The organism is Myroides sp. JBRI-B21084 (assembly GCF_030545015.1).
GTDB lineage: Bacteria > Bacteroidota > Bacteroidia > Flavobacteriales > Flavobacteriaceae > Flavobacterium.
The window spans coordinates 480,702-497,120 of record NZ_CP120653.1; the positions used below are offsets into that span (position 1 = coordinate 480,702).

The following is a 16,419-nucleotide window of genomic DNA, read 5'->3' on the forward strand; positions in this document are numbered from 1 at the left end:
TTTAAGATAATATTGTTAAAAATTAAAAATAAATACCATTTGCATATAATAATTAATTTTTTTTTTATAAGTTTATCGTTTAAACTACTAATTGTAAATATTATAAAGTATGAAAAAAATTACGCAACAATCAAGGTTTAAAATTCGGTGGTTAAACACCCAGTCCTTGGTTTTATTAGTGCTTTTTGCGTTTTCGCCTTTTTTAAAGGGAAATGCGCAATATTGTACGCCATCTTACACAAGTGGGTGTAATAGTGGTGATAATTTAAATAGCGTTGTTGTTACCGGGCACGGAACATCGGTTTTAAGTGATTTAAATACCGGTTGTAACGGTGGTTATTTAGATAATACTACAGCATTATCGGCTGTAGATTTGATGCAAAGCCAAACCTACCAAGTAGATTTAAATACTACGTATGGTTCGCCAACATCAGAAAAAGTTACTATTTGGATTGATTTTGACGGGAACAGTACATTTGACGCTTCTGAAAAGTTGTTGGCAGATTTTCCTTTGTCTCAAAGTCCATCATTTGCTACAACTAGCATTACCATTCCTGTAACGGCTCCAACGGGTGTTAAAAGAATGCGTGTGCGTTTAGTGTATGGTTCAAGTACTACCAATGTTGATCCGTGTAATAATTACTCTTACGGAGAAACACATGATTACAGTGTAAATATATTAGCATTACCACCATGCTCAGGAACGCCTGTTGCGGGTACTGCTACAGTAAATACACGTATGTGTGCTAGTCAACCATTAAATTTAACTGCACCTGGAGCAACTGTTGCATCGGGTATGATTTATCAATGGGAGAAATCACCAGCAGGTGCTAATACATTCACAAACTTATCAGGTGCTACTACACCTAACTTTACGGTAACTAACCAAACGGCAGATACTGATTATCGTTTTGTAGTAACATGTATAGCAAGTGGTGTTACTACTACATCTAATGTGGTTACTGCTTTGCAACCAAACGCAACAGGTCCTTTTTACGAAGGTTTTGATTCTACCCCAACAGGAAATACAACTAATCCATCGCCGCCAAATTGTTGGACATACTTAGACAATATGTCTGGATATGGCTATACATCAACAACTGCTGGTAGAAGTGCTAACGGTTTTTATGTGTACCGTCCTAATGCAACTGGTGACTTAAAATTAATTTCGCCAGCAACCGATAATTTAGGTAACGGAACCAAACAAGTGCGTTTTTGGGCAAGAGTTTCAAGTACAACTTATATGCCTACCCAAAAAATAGGTATTTATACAATGAATGGTACTACGGCATCGGCAACTAAAACGTTGGTTGAAGATAATATACCATTAACAACATCTTGGCAAGAATTTATTGTGCCTTTACCAGTAACAACTGATGATTATTTTGCTTTTTCTTTTGATGCGCAAAACGGTACAGCTTATATGTATGTTGATGATGTGTATTACGAGGATTTATCACCATGTATGTACCCAGTAGGTTTAAAAACAACAACAATTTCAGGTAATAGCGTAGATTTTACATGGACAGCAGCTACTGGCGCAGGTGTTACAGGTTATGAGTATGAAGTACGTGACAATGCGAATAATGTGGTGGCAACTGGTACAACTACAGGTACATCGGTACAAGCTACAGGTTTGCAACCAGGTACAACGTATAAAATTTATATACGTTCGGTATGTGGTACAACTAAAGGTGATTGGTCTCCTTTTTACAGTACGTTTACAACACTTTGTGTAGCGTTGGTAAACAATTTTTACGAAGATTTTAATGCGGTTGCAGCAGGTTCAACTACAAATAATACGGTTCCAAATTGTTGGACGTATTTAAAAACAGGTACTTCAACTTCTCTATATGGCTATACCGCAACAGTTGCTGGGCAGACGGGTGGTTTAGGGTTTTATACATATCGTCCAGCTCAGTCAGGTACATCATATAATGGTGATTTAATGTTAGTTTCGCCAGAAACCGTTGATTTAGGTAATGGTACCAAGCAAATACGTTTCTCAAGTAGAAGATACTTTACGGGTTCTTATGCTGGTGAATTAAAGATTTACACTATGAACGGTAAAACAGCTAGTTCAACTAAAACTTTAATTGCAACTATTAATGTACCAGATGCAACTTGGAAAGAATACATAGTGCCGTTACCAGTAACTACTGATGATTATTTTGCGTTTTCTTTTGAACAAGAAGGCTTAGCTAAATATATTTTTATTGATGATGTTTATTACGAAAATCTTTCACCATGTGCAGCACCAGGAAATATTAGTGCTACAACTATAACGTCTACATCAGCAACCATTAGCTGGAACAAATCTTTAGCTGCAGGTGTAACAGGGTACGAATGGGAAGTACGTGATTTAACAGGCGTAGTTGTAAAATCAGGAACTGTTAACAATGTAAATACAGTAACAGCAAATGTAACTGGTTTAGCACCAGGTATGTATTACGAAGTGTATGTACGTAGTAAATGTGGCGCAACACCAGGTGTTTGGACATCGGTTCCGTTTAAATTTGCAACACTTTGTGCGGTTTTAACAGGTAACTTCTTTGAAGGATTTGAATTTACACCAGGAGGTGGTACTACAAATGCATCGCAACCATTATGTTGGTCGTATATAGATACCAATTCAGGGTATGGTTATACTAGTACATCTGCTGTAAAAACAGCAACTCAAGGCTTTTATGTATACCGTCCAAACACAACGGGTGATTTACTTTTAGTTTCGCCAGAAACTGCAAATTTAGGTGGTGGCAACAAGCGTGTACGTTTTTCTGCACGTGTAAATAGTACAACTTATATAAATACACAAAAGTTAGAGGTTTATACCTTAAACGCAAATACAGGAACACCTACTAAAACGTTAGTAGCTACAGGTTTTGCTTTAACAGATTCATGGCAAGAATTTATTGCTTATTTACCTAATACAACCGATGATTATTTTGCATTTTCATTTGATCGTAATGGAGGAACAACATATATCTACATTGATGATATTTATTATGAAGATATACCACCAATTGTATTAGATGCAACTAAAACAGATATTTTATGTAATGGTGCGAATTCTGGTACAGCTACTGTAGCAGTTGAAGGTGGAAAACCACCTTATACGTACGCATGGACTCCGTCTGGTCAAACAACTGCAACAGCAACTAATTTAACACCTGGTGCACATACAGTTACAGTTACAGATAATAGAGGTATTTCTAAACAAACTTCGGTAGTAATAACAGAACCAACAGCGATTTTGCCAAACTTAAACTTTACAAGTATTTCATGTAATGGTATGGTAGATGGTATGGCAAGTGTTAACCCTACAGGTGGTGTTGCGCCTTACACTGTATTGTGGTCTAATGGAAAAATTGGAACGTCAATTAATAAATTAACTGCAGGTACGTATGATGTAACTGTAAGAGATGCAAATAACTGTCCGGTTAAATTAACATTCACTATTATTGAACCAGCAGTATTAGGTACTTCAGTTAACCAAAGTGATGTAACTGCTTACGGTGGTAACGATGGTTCAGCTACTGTAACAGTAACAGGTGGTACAGCTCCTTATACATATGCTTGGACACCGGCGGTAAGTACAACTGATACAGCTAATAATTTAACAGCAGGTACTTACACCGTATTAGTAACCGATGCAAATGGATGTTCTACAACTCAATCAATAACAATTGCACAACCAGCAATTCCTTATCAAATATTATCTGTTACACAAAACAATGTTTCATGTAATGGTGCAAACGATGGTAATATTGCTGTAACAATTGCTGGTGGTACACCACCATACAATTATGCTTGGAGTAACGCAGGTGGTAATACCCCAATGATAAGTAACTTAATACCGGGTGCATATACTTTAACAGTAACCGATGCAGATTCAAGTGTGTTAACAGCTACTTATACTATAACAGAACCAGCAGTATTAAATGGTACAATTAGTGCACAAAATAATGTGTCATGTAACGGAGCAAGTAATGGTACAGCTACTGTTGATCCAGTTGGTGGTACTGCACCTTACACATTCCTATGGTCTAATGGTATGACAACTGCAAACGCTTATAATTTAACAGCAGGTAATTATAGTGTTCAAATTACTGATGCTAAAGGATGTAAATCTACTACTGCTGTAACTATAACAGAGCCAGCAATGCTAGATGCAATGCCTACTGTTAATAATATAACATGTTTTGGTCAAAACGATGGATCTATCATGTTAAATGTTATGGGTGGTTCTGCACCATATAGCTACTCTTGGTCTAATGGGTTAACAACCGCAAATGTTTCAGGTTTAGCAAAAGGTACATACAATGTAACAGTTACTGATGCTAATAATTGTACAGTAACAAAAACATTCACTATTACAGAGCCAACGTTTGTTTATGCACCAGTTGCATCTAACCAAACATTCTGTATCAGTCAAAATGCTACATTACAAGATGTAGTTGTTACAGGTGCCAATATTAAATGGTACAGTGCATTAACAGGTGGTATGATGTTGCCAGCTACAACTGCTTTAACAACAGGAACTACTTATTATGCATCGCAAACAGTTGGTACTTGTGAAAGTACACGTACACCAGTAACAATTACCTTAAACCAAGGTGCGCCATTAGCAACATCTCAATTAAGTGTTTGTAGCAATACAAGAATCCAAAACATGAATGTAGATGGATTTAACTATACACAATTGAAATGGTATGCTACAGCAACAAGTGCTACACCATTAGCATCAAGCTTATTGTTAACGACTGGTACTTATTATGTAAGTTCTTTAGTTGGAACTTGTGAATCAGCAAGAAAAGCAATTCAAGTAACAGTTGCGGCACCAGTGCCTGCACCTGCAGCAAGTGCACAAACAGCATGTGCTAATATCACATTAGATGATTTAGTAGTTGGTAAAGATCCACAAGCTACATTAAATTGGTACAGCTCATTAAATTCAATGACACCACTACCAGGTACAACACAAGTTTCAACAGGTACATACTATGTACAACAAATCATTGGTAACTGTGAATCGGTTCGTGTGGCTGTTCCAGTACAAGTAGTAAATGTTTCTGCACCTGCAATGACAACGATTTCAACGTGTCAAGGTACAACTATTGCAGATTTTAACGGATCAACAAACAGTTACGTTTGGTATGTTAATAATTCTACAACAACACCATTAGCAGATACGTTCGTAATTACATCAGGTACATACTATATTGCACAGCAAAATTCTGGATGTATTTCTGGAAGAACTCCTGTAACAGTTACAGTAAATGCACGTCCTAATAGTCCAACAGGGCAATTAACACAAACATTTAATACTCCAAATAAAACTGTTTCTGATATAGTAATGAATCAACCTAATGTAATGTGGTTTGCAACTTATAATGATGCGTTTATGCAAATAAATCAGTTGCCAGCAAATACCTTGTTACAAGATAACACTACTTATTACGGAATCTTAAAAGGAACTAACAATTGTGGTAGTATTCCAACAGCCGTAAAAGTAATCATTAGCTTAAGCAACCAAGAATTAGATTTAACACAACTTAAATATTATCCAAACCCAGTTGATAGCGAATTAAACATTGCTTACAACGAAGAGATAAGAAAAGTAGAAGTGTTTACAATTACCGGTCAAAAAGTAATTACTAATGAATTTAATACAAGCGAAGTAAAAGTTGATCTTTCAAGATTAAGTGCAGGAACGTACTTAGTTAAGGTTGAAACAGCGAAAGCTTCACAATTTATTAAAGTAGTTAAACGCTAATCAAACATTAATATTTCCTAAAAGGAGGGCTTTAAGCCCTCCTTTTTTTTTGTGTTAATGTTAAAAATTTGGTTGTTTCGTATTAAAAGTTTATATTTAAGGTTCTAGTTTATTAATAGAAATTCATAAAAACTTAATCTATGAAAAAAATTACGCATTACATTCTTTTTTTGTTAGCTCTAATGGTACCTTTACTCTCCATTGGGCAAGCATTTCCTTTACCTATGACTGGGTTTAATGAAGATGTTGTTGCAAATGGTGTTGGTGCCGCTTCAACTTCAACGACAAATGATGTAGATGGTGTTTCTTTTGCTTTTAAAAGCTTAGATTGGAAATTAAATGCTACATCGGCCGCACAATCAAAAGGTTTTCCTTTAGATGGCGTTATTCATTCCATTTCTACAGCAGGTCTGTATTTTAAGCTACAACCTTATACACAAAATAATTCAATACGAATTAGTACAACATCAACATCAATTACATCAAACATTACTTCAGCTTATAGTGCTTCAAAAATTTATATATTATTAACAAGTGGTAGTGGAGGTTCAACATTAGGAGGAACAATCACTTTTACAGATAATACTACTCAAGCTTTTAGTGGGATTGCAATTCCAGATTGGTATGGAACTACAGGTTTATCTCAGGCTTATATAAATTTCGGAAGAATAAATGTTAGCAATAATAGTGTTGAAGATGGTACGTCAACAAGTCAACCACGATTGTTTCAAGCTCCAATTGATATTTTAGTTGGAAATCAAACTAAAGTAATACAATCTATAACCTTTACAAAAACTGCTGGCTCTGGGATTGTAAATATTTTTGGAGTTTCAGCAGAAGCTGTGGAGACATGTACTACACCTTATCCAATTACTATTAATGGTATATCAGCAACGTCGGCAAATTTTACTTGGAGTGTTCCTGCGGTAGTTCCTCAAAATGGTTATCAATATGAAGTTAGAACTTCAGGTTTGCCTGGTAGTGGAGCAACAGGTTTGGTAGCTACAAATACAGTAACGGGTTTAACAGCTTCAGCTACTGGTTTGCAGCCTATAACACTTTATCATTTATATATTAGATCCCTTTGTACTTCAGGCAGTGGTGTTTGGAAATGGGGAGGTTCATTTACTACGCTATGTGGAGCCGTATCAACTAATTTTTTCGAAGGTTTTGAAACAACTGCAACAGGTAGTTCATCTAATAATAATTACCCTACATGCTGGTCGTATATAGATGGGGTTTCTAGTACTAATGGATATGGATATGTAAGTACAAGTGCAAAAAATAACGGGAGTAACGGTTATTATACTTATCGCTCGGGTACTTCAGGTACTGCTTATGAGGGTAATTTAATGTTAGTATCGCCCGAAACAGTAAATTTAGGGAACGGTACCAAACAGATACGTTTTTGGGCAAAAGTTTCTTCTTCAACTTACAGCACTACACAAAAATTTGAATTATATACCATGAATGGAAATTCAGCAACATCAACTAGAACTTTGTTGCAAGGGAATTTTCCATTAACAACCACTTGGCAAGAATTTACTATACCTGTTCCAGCAACTACAGATGATTACTTTGCTTTTTCTTTTGAAAGAGTTGGTGGTACAAGCTATGTGTATTTAGATGATATTAACTATGAAGATTTATCACCATGTGCTGCGCCAACAAATGTTTTAACAAGTTTAATTACACAAACCACGGCAAAAATTTCGTGGAATTTATCTTTAGCAACTGGTGTTACAGGTTACGAATACGAAGTACGTACTAGTGGAGCTGCTGGTTCTGGTGCAACAGGTTTGGCATTAACAGGCACAACAAGTGCAACAACAAACTTTGTTGATTTAACAGGTTTAAGTGTTGGTACGAACTATACCGTTTATGTACGTAGTGTTTGTGGAACATCAAATGGAGATTGGACACAATTACCGTTTAATTTTAACACCTTATGTGGCATAGTAGATTATATTTCAGAAGGTTTTGAAAGTACCGCTACTGGAAGTTCAACAAATAATACGTATCCATTGTGTTGGTCTTACGTTGATACTGTTGCTTCTTCAGGATATGGATACGTAAGTACAACTGCCAAGAATACAGGTAATAATGGGTTTTATACATATCGTACAAGCACCACAGGAACTAGTTACGATGGAGATATATTATTAATATCGCCAGAAACAAATAATTTAGGGAATGGTGGTAAGCGTTTGCGTTTTTGGGCAAAAGTTTCGTCATCAACGTATGCTACTACTCATAAATTTGAGGTATATACAATGGATGGAACAACAGCTACATCTACCAAAACATTGTTAATGGGTAGTATTCCGCTTTCAACAACATGGCAAGAATTTGTTGTTAATATTCCGGTTACTACTAATGATTATTTTGCATTTTCTTTTGAAAGAAGCGGTGGAACTAGTACTGTTTATTTAGACGATGTTGTTTATGAAGATATACCAGCACCTACTTTAGATGCTTCTTCAACAAATAATGTTTGTCCAGGTGGCATGATAGGAACAGCAAGTGTAACTGTAACCGATGGTGCTGCACCACTTACATATTTGTGGAGTAACGGTAGTACAACGCCAAATATCTCTGGATTAGCTTCGGGTACCTATACAATTACAGTTACCGATGCGATAAATCGTTCTGTTTCTGCAACAGTAACCATTACAGAGCCAGATGCAATAAATTCTAATGCAACTGTAACTAATATTACATGTAATGGATTGAATAACGGAAGTATTACTTTAGCAACTACAGGTGGAACATCGCCGTATTCATATTCTTGGAGTAATGGTGCAACTACCGATGCTTTAACTAATTTGCCAGCAGGTACTTATTCTGTTTCTGTAACCGATGCAAATTTATGTGTTAAAAATGAAACATTCACCATAACTGAACCAACTGTTTTAGTAGCAACAAGTACATCAAAAACCGATGTAACTTGGTATGGTGGAAATGATGGATCTGCAACTGTAACAGCTAGTGGCGGTACATCACCTTATACGTACTTATGGTCAAATGGTGAAACAACTGCAACGGCAATTAGTTTAGTAGCAGGTTCACCTACCGTAACAGTAACCGATGCAAACGGTTGTACAGCAACAGCAAGTTTTGTGATAGAACAGCCGATACCTTTAATGATTGATTCTGTATCACAAACAAATGTAAAATGTAATGGAGCTACCGATGGAACAGCAACAGTTGTAGCAATAGGGGGTAATGCACCTTATACCTATCTTTGGGCACCAAGTGGTGGTACTGCAGCAACAGCAACAGGTTTAGCAGCAGGTACATACACAGTTGAAGTAAAAGATATAACAAATAACATTATATCACAAAGTTTTACCATAACACAGCCAGATGCAATAGTAGTTAGTGTTTCAGGAAAAACCGATGTAAAATGTAACGGTGGAGCAAACGGAACAGCAACTATAGCAGTAAACGGTGGTACGGCTCCATTTACCTACGTATGGTCACATGGTGTAACAACAACCAACCCAACCTTAAGCAATTTAGTAGCTGGAACATATGATGTTACCATTACCGATTATTATGGATGTACATCAACAACACCAGCAAATGTTGTCATAACACAACCAACAGTGTTAGCAGTTTCATCGTCATCGTCAACAGACATTATATGTTATGGACAAAACAACGGAACGGCAACAGTAACAGTAACAGGCGGAACTGAACCATATAGCTATATTTGGAGTAACGGCCAAAGTGGACCATCAGTTAGTAACTTAACCAAAGGCACATATGTTGTAACTATAGCCGATGCAAACAACTGTAGCGTAACACAAAGTTTTACCATAGCAGAGCCTGCATATGTATTAGCACCAACAGCAGCAAATCAAAGTTTCTGTGTAGGACAAAATGCAACATTAGCCGATATAGTAATATCAGGCAGTAACATAAAATGGTACAGTGCAGTAACAGGTGGCGTAATGTTACCAGCAACAACTGTATTAACTAACGCAACAACATACTACGCAACACAAACCGTAGGTGTATGTGAAAGTTCAATAAGAACAGCAGTTCAAATTACGTTAAACCAAGGAACGCCATTAACAACCACACAATTAAGTGTTTGTAGCAATACACGTATCCAAAACGTAACATTAAACGGATTTAACTATACACAGTTAAAATGGTACAGCAGCGCAACAAGTACTACACAGTTAGCATCAAGCTTATTGTTAGGAACAGGAACGTACTATGTAAGTACAGTAACAGGTGCATGTGAATCTGCACGTCAAGCAATACAAGTAACAGTAGCTGCAGTAGTGCCAGCGCCTGTAGCAGCTGCACAAACAGTTTGTTCGTTAGCAACCTTGAATGATTTAGTGGTACAAAAAGATCCATCGGCAAGCTTAAATTGGTATAGCTCGTCAACCTCAATGGTTCCATTAAATCCAACAATGCAAGTAGTAACAGGAACTTATTATGTACAACAAGTGCTAGGAAATTGTGAATCGGTAAAAGTACCGGTATCGGTACAAGTGGTAAATGCAGCACAACCAACCATGACATCGTTAACGGTATGTGAAGGTAAAACCATTGCCGATTTAAACACAGCCAACGATACGTATGTTTGGTATGTAGATAATACAACTGCAACACCACTACCAAATACATTTGTAATAACATCGGGTAGTTACTATATAGCACGCGAAAGTATGGGATGTATATCAGCACGCACAAACGTAGCAGTAAATGTAGGCGCAGTGCCATCAAGTCCAACAGGACAAGCAACACAGTATTTCCCATTCCCAGCAAAAGTTTCAGATTTATTAATGAATCAACCAGGAGTAAAATGGTATTCAACAATAAATGATGCCGTTGCAATGGTAAACGAATTGCTAGGAAGTACATTTTTAATGGACGGAGTAACCTACTACGGAATATTAGTAAGCCCGAATAATTGTGGAAGCGCGCCAACAGCGGTAAAAGTAATGATTAACTTAAGCAATGCAGAACTAGATTTAGCACAGTTAAAATACTATCCAAACCCAGTTGACAGCGAATTGAACATTACATATACCGAAGAAATTAAGCGCGTAGAAGTGTTTACATTAACAGGTCAGCGTGTAATGAGCAACGAATACAATTCAAACGAAGTTAAAACAGATTTATCACGATTAAGTGCAGGAACGTACTTAGTTAAGGTAGAAACAGCGAAAGCTTCACAGTTTATCAAAGTTGTAAAACGATAAATCAACAAATAATTTTCTTAAATAATCAGGTAAATGTATGTTTACCTGATTGTTTTTTTATACCCTTGATGCAAATGTTAAATTATATTAAGGGTTTAGTTTTTTTTATACATTTATCCTCTGTAAAAATCACATTTTTATAGATAGAATTAAATTAATTTTAAATAAGCTAGTATGAAGAAAATTACACATTTTTGGGCGGTTTTATTCGTTTGCTTGATGAGTTATGGTTTAAGTGCACAAACTTCCTCCTATACTTTTACTCAACAAATTGGAACTTATACACCCAATTCAGTAAATGCAACTAATGTTCCTGAGGTCGAGGCTGATGGTGGATATAGTAATTTAGCATTGCCTATTGGTTTTAACTTTGTTTTTGGTACAGGTTCATATAACCAATTCTATATGAGTAGTAATGGTTTTATTTCCTTTGGACCTGTTGGAAACACAATAACAAGTAATGATTTGTCTGCTGCAAACGGATCACAAAGGCCGATTATTGCACCACTTTGGGATGACTTAGATGGAAAAGCAACATTAAATTCTGTAAACATGTCTAAGGCAACATATGAACTAACAGGTGTTGCGCCAAACAGAGTTTTAACTGTTGAATGGTTAAATTGGGAATGGAATTATAATTCAGGAGAGCCAGTAATTTCATTTCAATTGAAATTGTATGAAACTACTAATGAAATTGAATTTGTTTATCGTCAAGAAGCTGATGCGGTAAATAGTGGTAGCGCAACCATTGGTATTAATGATGCTACAGGTTCAGGTAATAACACTTTTCTAAATTTAAATACTAGTATGACTACTCCGTCGGTAACTAGTACTACTTCAGTAAAAACTATATCATCCAAACCAGCAAATAATCAAATTTTTAAATTTACACCACCTGCTTGTTTGTATAAAGGAATAGTATCTGTAAGTAATTTTAGTTTACCAAATGCAACATTAAATTTATCATTGCCAGCAACAACTGCAATGGATTTTTATGTTACAGATGGTGTTGCGCCTACAAGTACAACTACACCTACAGGAACAATAGCTGTAGGTGGTGCAAGTTTACCACTTACAGGTTTAATAAGTGCTACTAAATATACGGTATATGTAAAATATACATGTGCTGCTATAAATAATGCATGGGTTAAATCAATAGATTTTCAAACTCCTTGTCCAATTTTCACAAATTTTTTCGAAGGTTTTGAATCAACTACAACAGGGGACTCATCTAATAATACATTTCCAATTTGTTGGACATATATAGATGGGGTTTCTAGTACTAATGGATATGGATACGTAAATACATCCTCAAAAAATAATGGAAATAATGGATATTATATGTACCGCTCGGGTACTGCGGGTGCTGCTTATGAGGGTAATTTAATGTTGGTGTCGCCTGAAACTGCAAATTTAGGCAACGGTACCAAACAATTGCGTTTTTGGGCAAAAGTTTCTTCTGCTTCATATATTTCTACTCAAAAATTTGAAGTTTATACAATGAATGGAACTTCTCCTACATCTACAAGAACATTAGTACAAGGAGCAATTCCATTAACAACCACTTGGCAAGAATTTATAGTGCCTTTACCAGTAACTACAGATGATTATTTTGCATTTTCATTTGAAAGAAATGGTGGAACAGCTTATATGTACTTAGATGATATTTATTATGAAGATTTAGCTTCGTGTAATTACCCAGGAGGGATATCATCAAGTTTAATAACACAAACAACGGCAAGAGTTAATTGGAATTTATCTTTAGCAACAAGTGTTACAGGTTACGAATACGAAGTACGTACTAGTGGAGCTGCTGGTTCTGGTTCAACTGGATTAATTGCTACAGGTACAACAAGTGCAACAACAAATTTTGTTGATTTAACAGGTTTAACAAATGGTACATATTATACAGTATATATAAGAAGTATTTGTGGAACTACTACAAGTTCGTGGACTGCATTTCCTCATACTTTTAATACCTTATGCGGCATAGTAGATTATATTTCAGAGGGATTTGAAAATACCATTACTGGAAGTTCAACAAATAATACGTATCCATTGTGTTGGTCTTACGTTGATACTGTGGATACATCTGGTTACGGTTATGTAAGTACAACTGCCAAAAATACAGGTAATAATGGGTTTTATACATATCGTACAAATTCAACAGGTACTATATATGATGGGGATGTATTGTTAATATCTCCAGAAACAAATAATTTAGGGAATGGTGGTAAGCGTTTGCGTTTTTGGGCAAAAGTTTCGTCATCAACATATGCTACTACTCATAAATTTGAGGTATATACAATGGATGGAACAACAGCTACATCTACCAAAACATTGTTAATGGGTAGTATTCCGCTTTCAACAACATGGCAAGAATTTGTTGTTAATATTCCGGTTACTACGAATGATTATTTTGCATTTTCTTTTGAAAGAAGCGGTGGAACTAGTACTGTTTATTTAGACGATGTTGTTTATGAAGATATACCAGCGCCTACTTTAGATGCTACTTCAACAAATAATGTTTGTCCAGGAGGTATGGTAGGAACAGCAAGTGTAACTGTAACCGATGGTGCTGCACCACTTACATATTTGTGGAGTAACGGTAGTACAACGCCAAATATCTCTGGATTAGCTTCGGGTACCTATACAATTACAGTAACCGATGTTGTAAATCGTTCTGTTTCTGCAACAGTAACCATTACAGAGCCAGATGCAATAAATTCTAATGCAACTGTAACTAATATTACATGTAATGGATTGAATAACGGAAGTATTACTTTAGCAACTACAGGTGGAACATCGCCGTATTCTTACTCTTGGAGTAATGGTGCAACTACCGATGTAATATCTGGATTAGCTGTTGGAACTTATTCTGTATCAATTACAGATGCAAATTTATGTGTTAAAAATGAAACATTCACCATAACTGAACCAACTGTTTTAGTAGCAACAAGTACCTCAAAAACCGACGTAACTTGGTATGGTGGAAATGATGGAACTGCAACCGTAACAGCTAGTGACGGAACATCACCTTATACATACTTATGGTCTACAGGTGACACCACAGCAGCAGTTTCGAATTTAGTGGCAGGTACACATACCGTAACAGTAACCGATGCAAACGGTTGTACAGCAACAGCAAGTTTTGTGATAGAACAGCCGATACCTTTAATGATTGATTCTGTATCACAAACAAATGTAAAATGTAATGGAGCTACCGATGGAACAGCAACAGTTGTAGCAATAGGGGGTAATGCACCTTATACCTATCTTTGGGCACCAAGTGGTGGTACTGCAGCAACAGCAACAGGTTTAGCAGCAGGTACATACACAGTTGAAGTAAAAGATATAACAAATAACATTATATCACAAAGTTTTACCATAACACAGCCAGATGCAATAGTAGTTAGTGTTTCAGGAAAAACCGATGTAAAATGTAACGGTGGAGCAAACGGAACAGCAACTATAGCAGTAAACGGTGGTACGGCTCCATTTACCTACGTATGGTCACATGGTGTAACAACAACCAATCCAACCTTAAGCAATTTAGTAGCTGGAACGTATGATGTTACCATTACCGATTATTATGGCTGTACATCAACAACACCAGCAAATGTTGTCATAACACAACCAACAGTGTTAGCAGTTTCATCGTCATCTTCAACAGATATTACATGTTATGGACAAAACAACGGAACGGCAACAGTAACAGCAACAGGTGGAACTGAACCATATAGCTATATTTGGAGTAACGGCCAAAGTGGACCATCAGTTAGTAACTTAACCAAAGGCACATATGTTGTAACTATAGCCGATGCAAACAACTGTAGCGTAACACAAAGTTTTACCATAGCAGAGCCTGCATATGTATTAGCACCAACAGCAGCAAATCAAAGTTTCTGTGTAGGACAAAATGCAACATTAGCCGATATAGTAATATCAGGCAGTAACATAAAATGGTACAGTGCAGTAACAGGTGGCGTAATGTTACCAGCAACAACTGTATTAACTAACGCAACAACATACTACGCAACACAAACCGTAGGTGTATGTGAAAGTTCAATAAGAACAGCAGTTCAAATTACGTTAAACCAAGGAACGCCATTAACAACCACACAATTAAGTGTTTGTAGCAATACACGTATCCAAAACGTAACATTAAACGGATTTAACTATACACAGTTAAAATGGTACAGCAGCGCAACAAGTACTACACAGTTAGCATCAAGCTTATTGTTAGGAACAGGAACGTACTATGTAAGTACGGTAACAGGTGCATGTGAATCTGCACGTCAAGCAATACAAGTAACAGTAGCTGCAGTAGTGCCAGCGCCTGTAGCAGCTGCACAAACAGTTTGTTCGTTAGCAACCTTGAATGATTTAGTGGTACAAAAAGATCCATCGGCAAGCTTAAATTGGTATAGCTCGTCAACATCAATGGTTCCATTAAATCCAACAATGCAAGTGTCAACAGGAATTTATTATGTACAACAAGTGCTAGGAAACTGTGAATCGGTAAAAGTACCCGTATCGGTACAAGTGGTAAATGCAGCACAACCAACCATGACATCGTTAACGGTATGTGAAGGTAAAACCATTGCCGATTTAAACACAGCCAACGATACGTATGTTTGGTATGTAGATAATACAACTGCAACACCACTACCAAATACATTTGTAATAACATCGGGTAGTTACTATATAGCACGCGAAAGTATGGGATGTATATCAGCACGCACAAACGTAGCAGTAAATGTAGGCGCAGTGCCATCAAGTCCAACAGGACAAGCAACACAGTATTTCCCATTCCCAGCAAAAGTATCAGATTTATTAATGAATCAACCAGGAGTAAAATGGTATTCAACAATAAATGATGCCGTTGCAATGGTAAACGAATTGCTAGGAAGTACATTTTTAATGGACGGAGTAACCTACTACGGAATATTAGTAAGCCCGAATAATTGTGGAAGCGCGCCAACAGCGGTAAAAGTAATGATTAACTTAAGCAATGCAGAACTAGATTTAGCACAGTTAAAATACTATCCAAACCCAGTTGACAGCGAATTGAACATTACATATACCGAAGAAATTAAGCGCGTAGAAGTGTTTACATTAACAGGTCAGCGTGTAATGAGCAACGAATACAATTCAAACGAAGTTAAAACAGATTTATCACGATTAAGTGCAGGAACGTACTTAGTTAAGGTAGAAACAGCGAAAGCTTCACAGTTTATCAAAGTTGTAAAACGATAAATCAACAAATAATTTTCTTAAATAATCAGGTAAATGTATGTTTACCTGATTGTTTTTTTATACCCTTGATATAAATGTTAAATTATATTAAGGGTATAATTTTTTTTATACATTTATCGGGTATTTAAAATAAATAAGGAATATTGTTTAATTAATGAG

3 protein-coding genes are annotated in these 16,419 nt (G+C 36.3%); all 3 read left to right on the forward strand.

Annotated elements, in window-relative coordinates; all coding sequences use genetic code 11:
* Positions 1-109 precede the first annotated feature (109 nt).
* The 3 genes from P3875_RS02465 to P3875_RS02475 all read left to right on the forward strand — a co-directional run bounded on the left by P3875_RS02465 (position 110) and on the right by P3875_RS02475 (position 16,260).
* Positions 110-5,776, forward strand: coding sequence for a GEVED domain-containing protein (locus P3875_RS02465; RefSeq protein WP_303444666.1), 5,667 nt, complete (start codon positions 110-112; stop codon positions 5,774-5,776).
* Positions 5,777-5,916: 140 nt separating this feature from the next.
* Positions 5,917-11,001, forward strand: coding sequence for a T9SS type A sorting domain-containing protein (locus tag P3875_RS02470; RefSeq protein ID WP_303444667.1), 5,085 nt, complete (start codon positions 5,917-5,919; stop codon positions 10,999-11,001).
* Positions 11,002-11,175: 174 nt separating this feature from the next.
* The gene (locus tag P3875_RS02475) at positions 11,176-16,260 is read left to right on the forward strand and encodes an Ig-like domain-containing protein (RefSeq protein WP_303444668.1); all 5,085 of its coding nucleotides are present in this window, start codon (positions 11,176-11,178) and stop codon (positions 16,258-16,260) included.
* Positions 16,261-16,419 lie beyond the last annotated feature (159 nt).

What these genes read in the sequence shown, in the direction of transcription:
- P3875_RS02475 (WP_303444668.1), top strand. Translation starts at nt 11,176, where the DNA reads ATGAAGAAAATTACACATTTTTGGGCGGTTTTATTCGTTTGCTTGATG.
- P3875_RS02465 (WP_303444666.1), top strand. Translation starts at nt 110, where the DNA reads ATGAAAAAAATTACGCAACAATCAAGGTTTAAAATTCGGTGGTTAAAC.
- P3875_RS02470 (WP_303444667.1), top strand. Translation starts at nt 5,917, where the DNA reads ATGAAAAAAATTACGCATTACATTCTTTTTTTGTTAGCTCTAATGGTA.